Origin of the sequence: Achromobacter veterisilvae, assembly GCF_900496975.1 — a bacterium.
In the GTDB taxonomy this organism is placed as follows: domain Bacteria; phylum Pseudomonadota; class Gammaproteobacteria; order Burkholderiales; family Burkholderiaceae_B; genus Achromobacter; species Achromobacter veterisilvae.
In genome coordinates, this window is the sequence record NZ_UFQC01000009.1 from 22,276 (window position 1) to 36,768 (window position 14,493).

Annotated in this window: 17 protein-coding genes; 5 read left to right on the plus strand and 12 right to left on the minus strand. The window is 70.6% G+C overall.

The genetic code is table 11. The annotated features are described in order from the left end of the window. The 5 genes from AVE30378_RS09835 to queE form a co-directional block, all read right to left on the minus strand. Positions 1-213 (minus strand): DUF1656 domain-containing protein, encoded by a 213-nt coding sequence (locus AVE30378_RS09835; RefSeq protein ID WP_129240670.1) that lies wholly within the window; start codon positions 211-213, stop codon positions 1-3. Next, complete coding sequence (locus tag AVE30378_RS09840; RefSeq protein ID WP_129240671.1) at positions 210-2,261, minus strand: FUSC family protein; 2,052 nt, start codon at positions 2,259-2,261, stop codon at positions 210-212. Before AVE30378_RS09840 ends, AVE30378_RS09835 begins: the two co-directional genes overlap by 4 nt. Further along, entirely contained in the window at positions 2,258-2,734 is a 477-nt protein-coding gene (locus AVE30378_RS09845) for a MarR family winged helix-turn-helix transcriptional regulator (RefSeq protein WP_129240672.1), read from the minus strand. The genes AVE30378_RS09840 and AVE30378_RS09845 overlap by 4 nt, the downstream gene beginning before the upstream one ends. A gap of 135 nt (positions 2,735-2,869) precedes the next feature. Continuing rightward, positions 2,870-3,313, minus strand: a complete 444-nt coding sequence (gene queD / locus AVE30378_RS09850; protein WP_129240673.1) for a 6-carboxytetrahydropterin synthase QueD — start codon at positions 3,311-3,313, stop codon at positions 2,870-2,872. A gap of 28 nt (positions 3,314-3,341) precedes the next feature. Continuing rightward, positions 3,342-3,974, minus strand: a complete 633-nt coding sequence (queE, locus tag AVE30378_RS09855; protein ID WP_129240674.1) for a 7-carboxy-7-deazaguanine synthase — start codon at positions 3,972-3,974, stop codon at positions 3,342-3,344. A 127-nt stretch (positions 3,975-4,101) separates the two neighbouring features. Between queE and arfB the strand changes: the two genes are divergently transcribed. From arfB to AVE30378_RS09875, 4 genes are all read left to right on the plus strand, one after another. Then, a complete protein-coding gene (gene arfB / locus AVE30378_RS09860) occupies positions 4,102-4,518 on the plus strand; it encodes an alternative ribosome rescue aminoacyl-tRNA hydrolase ArfB (RefSeq protein ID WP_129240675.1) in 417 nt (138 codons plus the stop codon). 2 nt (positions 4,519-4,520) lie between these two features. Then, on the plus strand, positions 4,521-5,204 hold the full coding sequence (locus AVE30378_RS09865; protein ID WP_165360140.1) for a DUF2238 domain-containing protein: 684 nt from the start codon (positions 4,521-4,523) through the stop codon (positions 5,202-5,204). A gap of 75 nt (positions 5,205-5,279) precedes the next feature. Beyond that, positions 5,280-5,621, plus strand: coding sequence for an ArsR/SmtB family transcription factor (locus AVE30378_RS09870; RefSeq protein WP_129240676.1), 342 nt, complete (start codon positions 5,280-5,282; stop codon positions 5,619-5,621). A gap of 45 nt (positions 5,622-5,666) precedes the next feature. After that, positions 5,667-6,722 carry an alkene reductase gene (locus tag AVE30378_RS09875; protein WP_129240677.1) on the plus strand — a complete coding sequence of 352 codons (1,056 nt, stop codon included), beginning with the start codon at positions 5,667-5,669 and terminating at the stop codon, positions 6,720-6,722. Positions 6,723-6,735: 13 nt separating this feature from the next. On the opposite strand, the gene AVE30378_RS09880 is transcribed toward AVE30378_RS09875, so the two are convergent. Beyond that, entirely contained in the window at positions 6,736-7,539 is an 804-nt protein-coding gene (locus tag AVE30378_RS09880) for a CPBP family glutamic-type intramembrane protease (RefSeq protein ID WP_129240834.1), read from the minus strand. 302 nt (positions 7,540-7,841) lie between these two features. Between AVE30378_RS09880 and AVE30378_RS09885 the strand changes: the two genes are divergently transcribed. Continuing rightward, complete coding sequence (locus AVE30378_RS09885; RefSeq protein ID WP_129240678.1) at positions 7,842-8,216, plus strand: MAPEG family protein; 375 nt, start codon at positions 7,842-7,844, stop codon at positions 8,214-8,216. Positions 8,217-8,223: 7 nt separating this feature from the next. On the opposite strand, the gene AVE30378_RS09890 is transcribed toward AVE30378_RS09885, so the two are convergent. The 6 genes from AVE30378_RS09890 to AVE30378_RS09915 all read right to left on the minus strand — a co-directional run bounded on the left by AVE30378_RS09890 (position 8,224) and on the right by AVE30378_RS09915 (position 14,488). Then, complete coding sequence (locus tag AVE30378_RS09890; RefSeq protein WP_129240679.1) at positions 8,224-8,658, minus strand: carboxypeptidase-like regulatory domain-containing protein; 435 nt, start codon at positions 8,656-8,658, stop codon at positions 8,224-8,226. Positions 8,659-8,785: 127 nt separating this feature from the next. Beyond that, positions 8,786-9,577, minus strand: a complete 792-nt coding sequence (locus AVE30378_RS09895) for an NRDE family protein (protein ID WP_129240680.1) — start codon at positions 9,575-9,577, stop codon at positions 8,786-8,788. 3 nt (positions 9,578-9,580) lie between these two features. Beyond that, positions 9,581-11,560 (minus strand): FUSC family protein, encoded by a 1,980-nt coding sequence (locus tag AVE30378_RS09900; RefSeq protein ID WP_244235011.1) that lies wholly within the window; start codon positions 11,558-11,560, stop codon positions 9,581-9,583. Positions 11,561-11,575: 15 nt separating this feature from the next. Next, positions 11,576-12,058 carry a YbaK/prolyl-tRNA synthetase associated domain-containing protein gene (locus AVE30378_RS09905; protein ID WP_129240681.1) on the minus strand — a complete coding sequence of 161 codons (483 nt, stop codon included), beginning with the start codon at positions 12,056-12,058 and terminating at the stop codon, positions 11,576-11,578. Positions 12,059-12,137: 79 nt separating this feature from the next. Beyond that, a complete protein-coding gene (locus AVE30378_RS09910; RefSeq protein ID WP_129240682.1) occupies positions 12,138-12,857 on the minus strand; it encodes a response regulator transcription factor in 720 nt (239 codons plus the stop codon). Positions 12,858-13,009: 152 nt separating this feature from the next. Next, positions 13,010-14,488 carry an efflux transporter outer membrane subunit gene (locus AVE30378_RS09915; protein WP_129240683.1) on the minus strand — a complete coding sequence of 493 codons (1,479 nt, stop codon included), beginning with the start codon at positions 14,486-14,488 and terminating at the stop codon, positions 13,010-13,012. Positions 14,489-14,493: the final 5 nt, after the last annotated feature.

The following is a 14,493-nucleotide window of genomic DNA, read 5'->3' on the forward strand; positions in this document are numbered from 1 at the left end:
CTATCTCGGGAGAAAATGCGGGGAAATGAGGGATACGCCATACAGCAGCACCACGAACAGCGCGAGGTCGAACAGCGCGGGGTGCCACACCAGGCGGTACAGCCCGGCGCGGGCCAGCACGCGGCGCACCGCCCAGGCGACGCCCAGGGTGACCACGCCCAGCACCAGCAGCCAGGGGAAGTAAATGCCGTAGAGATTGAATTCGCCGATCATGATGTCTGGCCCTCCAGCGTCGGGTGGGCGGGTTGGTAGTCGGGCGCGTCGGGGAAGAAGGCGCGGCGGATGCCCACCAGGGCGACCACGGCGCGGTCGCGCGCGGCGGCGCCTTGCGGCGCGGCGGCGACGCTGGACAGCGCGCGGTCGATCTGCACCAGGAATTCAGGCGTCTTCTCGCCGATCCGCCACGCCGAGCGGGCGCGGAAGAAGCCGGCCAGGCTGTCGAGCACCGGCTCGATGGTGGCCTCGGCCATGGGCAGGTGGCGGCGCGCGCGTTGCAGTTCGGTGATGTCGCGGCCCACGCGCAAGTCCTTCAGCGCGTCGGCGGCGACCACGTCGTCCGGGCGCTTGGCCAGCGCCAGGCGCGGCTGCAGCAGGCCGATGCGGTCCAGCATGCGGGCGGCGTAGGTATGGCGCGACGGCGCCCGCGGCGAGCTGGCCAGCGTTTCCAGTTCCTTCCAGTTGGCGGCCTGGATGCGGCGCGCGCTCCAGTCGGCGCTGACCGTGCGGAAGATGGCGGCGATGATAGCCGCCGTGGCCACCCCCATGCACTGCGCGACCTGCGTGTCGATGAAGGACACGACGTCGGCGGTGTTGGTGTCCTGCAGCGCCATCGTGCCCAGGAACCCGAACAGCATGGCCATGGCCTTGCCGGCGCTGGCGGGCCGGGCGATGAAGATGCCCAGCACGAAGGCCGTGGGCAGCATCGCCAGTGCCAGCATCTCGAACGAATGTATGGCGGGCATGATGCCCAGCAGGTACAGCGCGGACAGCGGGATCGAATAGACCGTGTAGGTCAGGAACTGCATGATGCCGGGAACCGGGTTGTCCTGCGAGGCGAAGAAGCAACTGAAGATGGCGGCCATGAGCGCGGCGGTGGCGCCGTTGCTCCAGGCCGTGCCGATCCAGAAGGCGCAGCAGACCGAGATGGCCACGCCTGCGGCCAGCGCCGACAGCAGCGCCATGCCGCGGTCGCGGTGCAGCACCGTCTTGGGCGCGCGCTTGGAGCGCGGCGAGCGCAGCGGCGCGCCTTGCAGCCCGGCGCGGATTTCGCGGCGCAGCGCCAGGCATTCGTCGTAGGTATCGATGAGTTCGCGCAGGCGCGTCATCAGGCTGGCCAGCAAGGCGTCGCGCCAGGTGGAGCGGCTGTCGATCGAAGGCGTGAGCCGGGTGACCGCGGCGCGCAGGCGCACGGCGGTTTCATGGGTGGCGTGGGCGCCCGCGTTGATCCATTCGGAAATGTCGCTCAGCAGCGCCGACACCGCTTCCGGCAGCGGCTGGCCGCCGGCCTGCAGGGCGCGCATGCGGTCTTCGACGGCGGAGACGGCGGGCGTCAGGGCCGCGATCTGGTCCTGCATGGCGCGCACCGCGCCCGAGGTCCAGCGCAGATTGCCGGTGTCGAACGGCACGTGCGTGGACAGCAGGCGCAACTGGGTGATGTCGTTGGCCAGCACGCGGCGGTCGCGGTCCTTCTGTTCGGCGGCCTGGCCGCTGAGCGTGTCGTGCATCCAGTTGCGGGCATCGCGCACCGCCTTGTCCAGCATTAAGGTCAGCGCCGGGGCCAGGCCGCGCGGCAGCACGACGCTGTGGATCAGCGTGGCGCAGACGATGCCCAGGCTGATTTCCTCGACGCGGGCGAGCGCGGTGTCGAACACCAGGGAAGGGTCCGTCACGCTGGGAAAGCCGATCATCGCGGCGGTGTAGCCCGCCAGCATGAACAGGTACGAGCGCGGCGTGCGGTCCAGCACGGACAGGTACAGGCAGGCGCCCACCCACAGCACCATGGCGGCGGTCATGACGACCGGGGAATTCGACAGGCGCGGCACCATGTAGACCGTGGCGGCCGAGCCGAAGAAGGTGCCCGTCAGGCGGTACAGCGCCTTGGAGCGCACCGCGCCCGACCAGGGCTGGGCCACGACGTAGGCGGTGGTCATGGCCCAGAACGGACGCGGCAACCCGATGCTGTAGGCCAGGTAGAGCGCCGTGATGGCGCTCAGGTAGCTCTTCAGCGAGAAGATGGTTTCGCGGACGTTCGGCAGTTTCACGGCTGCTCGTCCTGTTGCCGCGCGCCGGCGCCGCTGCGGCCCAGCGAAACCTTCAGGGTTTCGAAGACGCGCAGGCAGGCTTCCAGGTCCGCTTCGCTGACGCCCCGGAACAGGCGGCGGCGCAGTTCGACCAGCACTTCCTCGACCTGCGCGCGCAGCGCATGGCCGGCGTCGGTCAGGTGCAGGGTCTTGGCGCGGCGGTCGTGCGGATCTTCGCGGCGCTCCATCAGGCCCGCGGCCACCAACTGGTCCAGCACCCGCACCAGCGAGGGGCCTTCGACGCCCAGCGCTTCGGCCAGGGTGCCCTGGCGCACGCCGTCTCCCAGGCGGCCGGCCAGGATGACGGGCCAGGCCGTGGCCTGGGAAAGGCCGTAGTCGGCCAGCGCTTTGTCGGCGGCGCCGCGGTAGGCGCGCGACAGCACCATCAGGTTGGCGGTGGTGGCCATGAGTCGGGAGTCGGAGGGCGTGTTCATGGAATAGATTGTATCCTATCTATTAGCTTACTAATAATTGAAAATGGCGAATATCTCCATAGATTCTCTCAATCGGGAAAATAGGGAATGGGTTTTCCACTCATGGAAAACCCGGCCGCGCCGACCCCGGGGGGATCAGCCGTTGCAGTCCGCCCAGCAGTTGGGGGTTTCGTACAGGCGCACGCGAGTCAGGCGCAGGTCCGCGCCATAGTGGCCGTGGTAGTGGGGCGCCAGGATATCGAAGACGATGGCCGCCAGGTTTTCGGCCGTGGGGATGCGGTCCAGCACCACCGTCTTGTGGCCGGGCAGCGAGTCCAGGAAGGCGCGCACGGCGGCGTCGCCCTCGTAGACCAGGAAGGCGTGGTCCCAGACGTCGACGACGTGGGTCTTGGCGATCTGCTTGATTTCGGAGAAGTCCATCAACATGCCGTTGTCGGACTCGCCCGGCGCCTGCACCACGTCGCCGGTCAGGGTGATCTCCAGCACGTAGCGGTGGCCGTGCAGGTTGCGGCACTGGCTGCGGTGGTCGGGAATGCGGTGGCCGGCGTCGAACTCCAGCCTGCGGGTCACGGAAATCATGGCGCGCTCCGCAGGGGACGGGGGTAAATCATGGAATGCCTATGTATTTGTGGGTCTGCAGGCTGAGCCGCCATTGCGGGTGCTGCATACAGTACTGGACGGCTTGCTCGGTATTGGCCGCGCGCGCGGGGCCGTCCATGGGTTGCAGGAAGAAGTGGTCGAAGTCCAGGTGCGCGAAGGCCTCGGGCAGCGCGTTGGCTTGCGGGTAGACGAGCTTCAGTTCGTCGCCGCGTTCCAGCACGACCGGGGCCGAGCCCTTGGGGCTGACGCAGATCCAGTCGATGCCGGCGGGCGGCTTGACGGTGCCGTTGGTTTCGATGGCCACCGTGAAGCCGCGCGCGTGGACGGCCGTGAGCAGCGGCGCGTCCAGTTGAAGCAGGGGTTCGCCGCCCGTGAAGACCACGTAGCGGTCTTCGGCGCCGGGGCCCCAGCATGCCGCGATGGCGTCGGCCAGCGACTCGGGCGTGGCGAACTTGCCGCCGCCCTCGCCGTCGGTGCCGACGAAGTCGGTGTCGCAGAAGGTGCAGGCGGCGCTGGCGCGGTCGCTTTCGCGGCCCGTCCACAGGTTGCAGCCCGCAAACCGGCAGAATACCGCCGCGCGGCCCGCATGGGCGCCTTCGCCCTGCAGCGTCTTGAAGATTTCTTTGGCGGAATAGGTCATGAGTGGTGCCGGCGGCCGGACGCCGGAAATAGCGGGCAAAGCGGATTATTTTACTTGCGGCGGCGCATCGGGCGGTAGAACCTTCGGGTAACCGGCGGCCGGCCGTCCCTCTATATACTCTCGGGCTATGTATCACGTCCAAGATTCCCTTTACCTGGATGAGCGCGAACTGGCGTTCACCATGATCCGCGCCCAGGGCGCGGGCGGCCAGAACGTCAACAAAGTGTCCAGCGCGGTCCACCTGAGGTTCGACGTGCGGGCGTCCAGCCTGCCGGCCGAAATCCAGGACGCGCTGTGCGCATTGAACGACCACCGCGTCTCCAAGGACGGCGTCATCGTCATCAAGTCGCAGTCGTTCCGCAGCCAGGAAAAGAACCGGGCCGAAGCCATCGAACGCCTGATCGCGATGGTGCGCTCGGTGGCGCAGCCCGACAAGCCGCGCCGCGCCACCCGGCCGACCCGGGCCTCGCAGCGCCGGCGCGTCCAGCGCAAGGTGCAGCACGGCGAGGTCAAGCGCCTGCGCGGCCGGGTCCAGGGAGACTGACCGTGGCCGACGCGCGGCGGCGCTACCTGTACACGCTGGGCGCGCTGTTCGCCGCGATCTGGCTGGCGCTGGCCATCGCGCCGCACGACCGCGCCGATTGGGCGCTGGAGAACGCGCTGGTGCTGGCCTTCGGCGGGGCGCTCCTGGTCACGCGCCGCTGGTTCGCGTTTTCGCGGACGTCCTACACGCTGATCTTCCTGTACCTGTGCCTGCACGCCATCGGCGCGCACTATACGTACTCGCTGGTGCCCTACGACGACTGGTGGCGCGCCCTGACGGGCCGCAGCTTCAACAGCCTGGTCGGCTGGGAACGGAACAATTTCGACCGCGTCGTGCATTTTTCCTACGGCCTGCTGCTGGCCTATCCGATCCGCGAGATCTTCCTGCGCGTGGTCGAAGTGCGCGGATTCTGGGCGTATTTCCTGCCCATGGACGTCACGCTGTCGACATCCGCCCTGTACGAACTGATGGAGTGGGGCGCCGCCGCCGCCGTCGGCGGCGACCTGGGCGCGGCCTACCTGGGCACGCAGGGCGACATCTGGGACGCCCAGAAGGACATGGCGCTGGCGGCCGCCGGCGCGGTCATCGCCATGGCCATTACCGCGCTGGTCAATTGGCGGGCCCGGCGGGACCTGGCCCGCGACTGGGCGGACAGCCTCAAACCGCGGCGCGAACCCGCCCGATAGCCCTGCGCCCCGCAGGGGCATGACTATATATCGTGTAGTTACGATATAAGATTCGATAAATTGCGATATTCAGATATGACTGCCTCTTCTTCCAGCCCCGATACCGCCGTATCCGCCATCGACGCCGACGCCATCCTCAAGGCGCTGGCCAATCCGGTGCGGCGCGACATCCTCGCGTGGCTGAAGACGCCGCATGCGTACTTCGAGGAACGCCCGGGCCATACCTTCGAGCATGGCGTATGCGCGGGCCACATCGACAGCCGCTGCGGGTTGTCCCAGTCGACCGTGTCCTCGCATCTGGCCGTTTTGCAGCGCGCGGGCCTGATTTCGGCGACGAAGGTGGGGCAGTGGGTGTTTTTCCGTCGCAACGAAGCCGTTATCGCCGCGTTCCTGCGGCAACTCAACCAGGATATGTAGCCCCGCTACGACCAGCGCCCCGGATGCGGGGCCGAAGGATTTTGCATGAGCCAGCTATTCGAACCCCTGCGCGTCGGCGACCTGACGCTGCCCAACCGCGTCATCATGGCGCCCCTGACGCGCATGCACGCCGGCCCGGGCCGCGTGCCCAACGACCTGATGGTCGAGTACTACACCCAGCGCGCCGGCGCCGGCATGATCCTGACCGAGGCCACGGCCGTCACGCCGCAGGGCGTCGGCTACGCGGACACGCCGGGGCTGTGGACGCCGGAGCAGGTCGCGGGATGGCGCAAGGTCACGTCCGCCGTGCACGCCGCCGGCGGCCGGATCGTGGCGCAACTGTGGCACGTGGGCCGCATTTCCGATCCGATGTTCCTGGACGGCGACCTGCCCGTGGCGCCCAGCGCCATCGCGGCCGAGGGCCACGTCAGCCATGTGCGTCCGCTGCGCGCCTATGTCACGCCGCGCGCGCTGGACACCGCCGAGCTTCCGGGCGTGGTCGAGGCCTACCGCCACGGCGCGCGGATGGCGCAGGAGGCGGGCTTCGACGGTGTGGAAGTGCATGCCGCCAACGGCTACCTGCTGGACCAGTTCCTGCAGGACAGCACCAATAAGCGCACCGACGCCTACGGCGGTCCGGTGGAGAACCGCGCGCGCCTGCTGCTGGAAGCGGTGGACGCCTGCGTGTCGGTCTGGGGACCGGGCCGGGTGGGCGTGCACCTGTCGCCGCGCGGCGAAGTCCACAGCATGGGCGATTCGGACCCGGCCGCCACCTTCGGCTACGTCGCCCGCGAACTGGGCAAGCGCGGCATCGCCTTCCTGTGCGTGCGCGAACACGAGGCCGCCGACAGCCTGGGCCCGGCGCTCAAGGCCGCGTTCGGCGGCGTCTATATCGGCAATGAAGGCTATACGCGGGAATCCGCCGAAGCCGCCATCGCGGCGGGCAAGGTGGACGCCGTGGCTTTCGGCGTGTCGTACATCGCCAACCCCGACCTGGCGCGCCGCTACGCGCTCAAGGCGCCGCTGAACCGGCCCGATCCCGCCACGTTCTACGCGCCGGGCCCCGGAGGCTATACGGACTATCCGGCCTTGCCGGCATAAGCCGGCGCGGGCCTCAGAACGCGGCGCGCATCGGGTAGGTGAACAGCCCGAAGTGCGCCGCGTTCAAGCCCAGGTGCGCCAGCACGGCGGCGGCCAGGCCGCCATGGCGGTAGGCCGCCCCGTAGGCGGCGCCCGCCAGCGCGGCCAGCAGCACCCACTGCCAGCCGCCCGCGTAATGCGCCAGCCCGAACAGCGCGGCCGCGACGGCCAGCGCCGCCCAATCGCCCCAGGGGCGCCCGCGCCACCGCAGGCTCAATTGCTGCTGCAGGTAGCCGCGGAACAGCGCCTCCTCGGCCAGCGTGACGAGCAGGGCGTTATTCAGCAGCCAGATCGTTCCCGCCTCCGGCCATTTGGGCGCCCAGCCCACGACGCCCAGGGCCAGCCCGAACCCCAGGCACACGGCCGCCGCGGCGGCGCAAGCCAGGGTCGCCGGGCCCAGCGTGGCGCGCGCGTCCGGGCCCGCCATGGGCGGCGCCAGCGCCAGCACCACCCAGAACGCCACCAGCGGCTTGTCCAGGTTCAGGTACATGCCGAAAGGGACGGCGTCCGCGCTCAGCGGGGCCGGGGCGATGGCCTGGAGATTGTGGAAACCCGGCAGCAGATGCAGGAACAATAGCGCGGCCAGCAGCAGGAACAGGGCATGCCCCGCCGCGCGCGCGGTCGGCCCCGATGCCGGCCGGACCAGCGCCGCCGCCACGGCCAGCAGCGCGGGCCAGGCGAGCGCCACGGGATCGATCGCGCCGTCCATCCAGGCCCAGCCCCAGGCGGCCGCCAGCGCAACCAGCGCCCAGCGCCGCGTCGCGGGCGGCCAGAGCATGGCGGCGGCGAGGAACAGGGCGGACCAGGGGGTGAGGAGGGGCACGGGAGGGGGTGGTGGGGGGGAAGCGGGGAGTGTACGCGGTGCGGGGAGGTGTCAGACACCCGGGAACGCCGGCGCAAGTTCGGAGACCGTTTCGTAGGGGTGTCTGACACCTGAAGTGTCGGACACCCCGTTATCGCAGGTGTCTGACACCCGTACGAGATAACCGTCAATCCGCCCCGCCGCCACCCGGGTGTCTGACACCCACCCCAACCTTGAGTTATCGTCCCCCCACCTATCGCACACCAAGGAACCGCACAATGAAAACGATCGCGTGGTTGATGCTGGCGGCGGCGCTGCTGCCTTTCGTATCGACAATCATCGCCAAGGCCGGGGGCAGGCAATTCGACAACAACGATCCGCGCGCCTGGCTCGCGCGCCAGGAAGGCTGGCGCGCCCGCGCCAACGCGGCGCAGGTCAACACCTTCGAGGCGCTGCCGTTCTTCTTCGCGGCGGTGCTGTTCGCGTTATACAACCAGGCGCCCGTCGCGCACGTGGCCACGCTGATGGCCTGCTGGCTGGGCGTGCGCCTGGGCTATCTGGCGATGTACCTGGCGGGCTGGGGCGCGCTGCGCTCGCTGGTCTGGGCGATCGGGGTGGGCTTCGTGATCGCGATCCTGTTCGCGGGCGCCTAGCGGCAGACTATTTCCATTCGAATACGGCGCGGGCGGTGCCGCCGTTCTGCACCGAGATTTCGCGGTTCTGCGCCGCGCCGTTATAAGTGGCCGATACCTTGTAGCGGCCCGCCGGCAGCTTCACCAGCATGTAGGGGCCTTCGGCGGTGGCCTGCAGGACCGGCTTGCCTTGCGCGTCCTGGATCGACACGCCGACGTTGGCGACGTAATCGGCCTTGCCGTCACGTTGCGCGGCGAACGTCAGCGCCAGCGGATAATCTTTGGCGGCGGCCTTCATGGCCTCGGATTCGTCCAGGCCGATGCCGCCGCTGACGTATTCCACGGCGCCCTGGTGCTGCACCGGCGGCAAGCCGGCCTGGACGGTGGACAGCACTCCGGCAAAGGCCATGCTGCCCAGGGCCATCGCGGCGGCCATGGTGCAGCGTTCGATACGCTTGTTCATGAGGTTCTCCTTGATAGGATGGCCGGCGCGTTTTCGCACCGGCCGCGGTCGTCGCCGCGCCACGGGGGCGACAGCAAATTCGACCCTCGCGCCCGCGCGGAGTTCGCGCGGGCGCGGCCTTCGATGTCTACCGATTGTTTCCGGCGCCTGCCGCCCGCCAGGAAAACGTCAGCCGGCTTTCACCGCCGACCGAACCGTCGGGAGCGAAACGCCTTTCATCGAGCTGTCCGGCTCCGCCGTCGCGCAGCGTCAACACGCTGGAGCTGCGCGTGCCATAGTTCGGACTGACGATGAAGGGGCTGCTCAATAGCCTTTCCCGGTCCAGCGGCAAGCCGGTGGCGGGCAGGTCGGCGTCGTCCGCGGGGTCGCGGTCGGCCAGGGCGGCCATGAGCGCGGGCAGGTCGGGCTGCGGTCCGCTGCGCAGCACGGCCGCGAAGGCCGCCTTGGTGCGGGCCAGCTTGGGCCAGGGCGTGTCCAGCAGGTGGTTGGACAAGGCATAGACGCCGGGCGCGAGGGCGCGCGGCCCGCCGTCCCGGTTGCTGAGATACCAGGCCTCGCGCGTGTCGCCCACGATCAGGTTGAAACCGTTGTAGGCCTGGCCGGCTTCATGCACGCGGGCCAGGTAGCCGGCCGGCGTCTCGGCGCCGCGCAGGTAGTCTTCCACCAGCGCGCCGCGGGACGGCGCGTTCTCGAGGAAACTGCCGGGTTCGCGGAAATTGGTCACCAGCGCGTAGCGTCCGCTGTCGGTCACGCCCATCCAGGTGCCGCCGGCCCGGGCGTCGCGCCCGGCGTAGATGCCGGGCGCGTCGGGCCATTGCGCGGCGGCGAGCGTGGGGCGTTCGTGGAATTCGTCGCGGTTGGCGGCGATCAGGACGGGGATGCCCGGCAGGGCGTGCAGGGCCAGTACGGCAAGACACATGGTTCAGACCTGGTTGGCGGGTTTGTCGGGGGCGGCGCGGAAGGGCGCGGCCGCGAAATCGGGGCCGGCCAGCGCCGCGCGCAGGGTTTCGATCTGGGCGGCCACGTCCCGCAGCGCGGGCGAGGGCGAGGCGATGGCGGCGGGCGGCATCGGCGAGCCCTGGGCGACGGCGACGCTCATGGCGTGCAGGGACGCGGCCAGTTGCCCCAGTTGCGCCGCGGAGGGCGGAACCTGGTCCGCCGGCGCGGACCAGGCGGTGTCGGAGATGGCGTTGGCCACGCGTTCCAGGGCCACTTCGACCGGCCACCAGGCCAGCGCCCGGCGGCTGACCAGGCGGGGTTCCGACAGGCCGCGCTGCAGCGCGATGCGCAAATCGGACAGCCGCGCGTAGGCGCTGGCGCGCAGGCCGTGCCGGCTGGCGGGATCGGCCTGGAACACCGTGTTCAGGTAGGCGGCCAGCGTGTCCATGGCGGCGGCGACGGCGTTGTCCAGGTTGCTGCGTTCGATGCGTATCCAGGGCAGGTAGCCGACCAGCAGCACGACGGCCGCCGCCACGCCCACGTCGATCAGGCGCGCCAGCGCGATCGGCCAACTGCCCGGCTGCAACGCGCCGATCAGCAGCATGAGGATGGGCAGCAGGATGGCCGAGAACAGGCCGTAGTTGCGCCGGATGGACCACGGCAGCAGGGACGCCAGCCCGGCCACCGTGAGCAGGCTGACGATCCCGTTGCGGTCCAGCGCCAGCACGGTCGCGCTGATCGCCACGCCGATCACGCTGCCCGCGCAGCTTTGCAGCGCCCGCGCGAAGACCGAGCCGAAGTTGGGCTTGAACACCACCACCACGATGAGCGGCACCCAGTACGAGCGCGGCAGCGCCGCCGCCCGCGCCACGGCTTCGGCGGCGATCAGGCACAGGCCCAGGCGGACCAGGTAGCGCACCGTCGTCGGCCCGGGCCGGTAGGTGCGCGCCAGCACCCGCCAGGGCGTGCGCGGCCGCGCCGGCGGCAGGCCGGCGAAGGCGTCGGCTTCGCTCAGCCTGCCGCCGTCCAGCAGCGGCTGCACCTGCGCCAGCGCGTCGGCCAGTTGCGGCATGTCCGCGCGCCGCAGCGCGGCGATGTCGTCGCGGGGATCCGGCACGGCGTCGTTTTCCACGCGGTCGGCCAGCCGGTTCATGACGCGCGCGCAGTCGGCCGGCAGCACGCGGCCGGCGCGCGCCAGCGCCAGGGCGGCGTTGGTCAGCGGCGTGCAGGCCTGCAACTGGGCCGCCAGGCGCGCCAGGCGGGGCGAGGGGCCGGCCGCGCGGCGCCTTGCCGCCAGCACGGTGTCGTAGGCGGTGGTCATGGCCGCTTCCATATCGCGCCGCGCGGCCATGGTGCGCGACGTGCCGATGGCCGTGAACATGGCCGCCAGCTTGCGGTAGGCCATGGCCACCGCGGCGCGCTCGGGGGCGATGGGGTTGACCACCCAGCCCGACAGGGTCAGCGCCAGGCCGAACAGGCCGCCGGCCCCCACCAGCACCGAGGGCAGCCAGGGCGGCAGGGAGGACGTCAGGCTCGCGCCCACGATCACATACACGGCGAACTGCAGCGTGGCTACCGCCGCGATGTTGTTGAACGTGCCGACCAGGCTGGCCGCCAGCACCAGCAGCGTCATGGCGCCGGCGGTCCACAGGCCGTGCCCGGAGATCAGGTTGCCCAGCAAATACCCCAGCGCGCCGCCGAACACGGTCGATCCGATGGACAGCGCGCGGTTGCGGTAGGGGCCGCCGTTGTCGCCGGTGATGGCGGGCAGCGCGCCCAGCGACACCAGCGCCGCCGCCGCGCTCTGGTCCAGCGCCAGGCCCGCGGCGGCGGGCAGGCCGATCGCCAGGGCGGCGCGCAGCGCCACCCAGCGGCTGACCGGAGACGGCTCCATGTGCGCCAGGCTCATCAGCCAGCGCATGTTGGAGGTGCGCGCGCCGCGGTTCATCGAAGGGCGGGACACGGCGGCCTCATGGCCCTAGGCCTTGATCAGCGGCGCCTCGTCGGGCGCGGCCAGCCGGAAGTAATCCTCTGTGTTCAGGAGGATGGAGGCGTCCAGGCGGCCGGCGTTGAACACGATCTCGCCATGGCGTTCCCGCAGGCTGGGATCCACCAGCAGGTGCAGTTCGGGATTGAAGGTGAAGGGAGGAATGGCGCCGATCTCGCAGCCGGTCAGTTCCCGCGCCAGGTCCTGCGAGGCCAGCGACGCCTTCTTGCCGCCGGCGGCGCGGGCGATGGCGTCCAGGTCGGCCTGCCTGTCGGCCGGGAAGACCGCCAGCACGTTCTTGCGCTGGTTGGACGATATCTTCACGCGGCAAACCAGCGCCTTCGCGCCCTGGCTGACCTCGGTGCCGCGGATCGCGGCGACTTCGACGGAGCGCCCGGCGGCGGGATGTTCGAGCAGGCGGTAGCGGGCGTGGTTCTGGGCAAGCAGGGCTTGCAGGCGTTCAAAGACTTCCATGTCGGGCGCGGGCACTGGGGATCGGGCCGGCGACGGGATTCGGCGCCGTACGCCGCATGATACGCCGGACGGCGGGCGTCTAGATGTCCCCGGTGAAGGCGTAGCCCCATCCCCAGACGGTGCGGATCGGCAGTTCCACGTTCATGTCCTGCGCCTTGCGCCGCAAACGGCTTACCACGACGTCGGTGCGGCGCACGGATTCGCGGCCGCCGTGGGAGTCCATGCCCGGCGAATCGCCGCGCGGCAGGCGCTTGTCGGGCGACGCCGTCAGCTTGAGCAGGAATTCGCGTTCGGCCTGGGTCAGCGACAGGCGCGTGCCCTGCGGGCTGACCAGCGTCCAGGCGGCGTCGTGGAATTGCCACTTGCCCGCGGGCTCGGGGGCGGGCGCGGGTGGACGCGGTTCGGCGTCGGCGGCGGGACGGCGGCCCGCGGCGGGCACGCGGCGCACCAGCGCCTGCAGCGCCGCGGCGATTTCCGGGGTGCCCACGTCGGCCTGGAAGCAGGCGTCGGCGCCGCAATGCAGGCCGAGGATGCGGTTTTCGGGGGAATCGAAACTGGAAATGGCGATGATGCCGGCGGTGGTGTCCATGGCCCGCAGGCCCGCGACGGCCATGCACAGATCGGAAAGATCGGCTTCCATCACGAGCAATGGGGTACGGCGTGCCTGGAACAGGCGGAACAGGCCGTTGGAATCTTCGCACTGGCGCGGCGAGAAGCCCATTTCGGCCAGCGCGCCGCTACGGCGCTTGCGTTGACCGGCATCGGGGGAGAAGACGATCAAGTCGAGGAGGTCATTCATGAATCGTTGTGATCTGTGCAGCATAAGCACTTGCATGATGCAACGGATACAGCGATTTCCCAAACCTCGCACAACGCCACTTTCCGGCCCGAATTCTCGGAGATGGGCGCGCGCCGGACGCCGGGCGCACCGTTGTGGTGCGCGGCGGCGCGTCAGGGCGCGGGCGCTTCGTTCCACCAGCCTCCGCCCAGCGCTTGCAGCAGCGCGGCGGTGTCGGCGTAGCGCGCCGCGTCGGCCGCGGTGCGCGCGATGCGGGCCTGCAACTGCTGCCGCTGGCTGTCCAGCAGGCTCAGGTGGCTGATGCCGCCGGCGCGGTAGCGGCCCTGCGCGATGCGTTCGGCCTCGTCCGCCCGGCGCCACGCGTCGTCGTGGGCCTGGAACGCGTCGCCGTCGGTCTGCAGCGCCCGCAGGGCGTCGGCGACCTGCCGGAAACCGTCCAGCACGGTCTGGCGGTAGGCCGCCGCCGCGGCGTCGTACGCGGCCTGGGCGGCGCGCTGGCGGGCGCGCAGTTCGCCGCCGTGGAACAGCGGCTGCACCAGCCCCAGCCCGAGGTTCCACACGTTCACTCCGTCGGACAGGTCGCCGGCGCGGGTGCGCTGCGAGCCGAAGCTCGCCGTCAGCGTGAACTGCGGATACAGGTTGGCGGTGGCCACGCCCACGTCGGCCGAGGCCTGGTGCCACAGCGCTTCGGCGGCCAGGACGTCGGGGCGCTGGCGCGTCAGCGCCGACGGAACGCCGGTGGGCACGTCGGCGGGCAGGGTCAGGTCCGCCAGCCGCATCGGCGGCTGCCGCAAGGCCGCCGGCGGCTGGCCCAGGTAGACCGCCAGTTGGTGCGTGACCTGCGCCAGTTGATAGTCCAGCGGCGGCAGCGTGGCACGCGTCTGCGCGACCAGCAGTTCCTGGTTGCTCAGGTCGGCCCGCGAGACGCCGCCCGCGTCCAGGCGCTGGCGCATGATGTCGCGCTGCCGGACCTGCGCCGCCAGCAGTTCGCGCGTGGCGTCCAGCCGTTCGCTCAGGTCGGCCTGCCGGATGGCGGCCGTGACCACGTTGGCCGCCAGCGCCATGCGCGCGGCCTGCAATTCGTGGCGCTGATAGTCCACCTGCGCGGCCAGCCCTTCCAGCGCGCGGCGGTTGGCGCCGAATACGTCCAGCGTGTAGGAAACGTCGATCGAGGCGTTGTAGAGCGTGAAGGGCGCGGGCGGCTCGGCCACCGGCACGCCGAAGGCCGAGGGGTCCACCTTCTGCCGCGCCACGGACAGGTTGCCGTCGACCGAGGGCAGCAGGCGTCCGCCGGTCTCGGCGTTCAGCGTTTCGCCGGCCTGGCGCAGGCGGGCGCGGGCCTGCTCCAGCGTCGGGCTGGCCTGCAGGGCCTGCCGCAGCAGGTCGTCCAGCTTGTCGGAACGGAACAGCCGCCACCATTGGGCGGGGATGTCGGCGCCGGCCGCCAGCCGCTGGGCGCCGCCGGTCGGCGCGCCGGCCCCGGGCGCGAGATAGGCGTCGGTTTCCGGGGCCGCCGGGGCCTGGAAGTCCGGCCCGGCGGCGCAGCCCGCGAGCAGCGCGCCCAGGACCAGCGGGGCCAGGCGCCGCGGCGCGAAGTCAGAAAGAAAGGGCGTGGGCAGGGAGCGGGACATGGCGG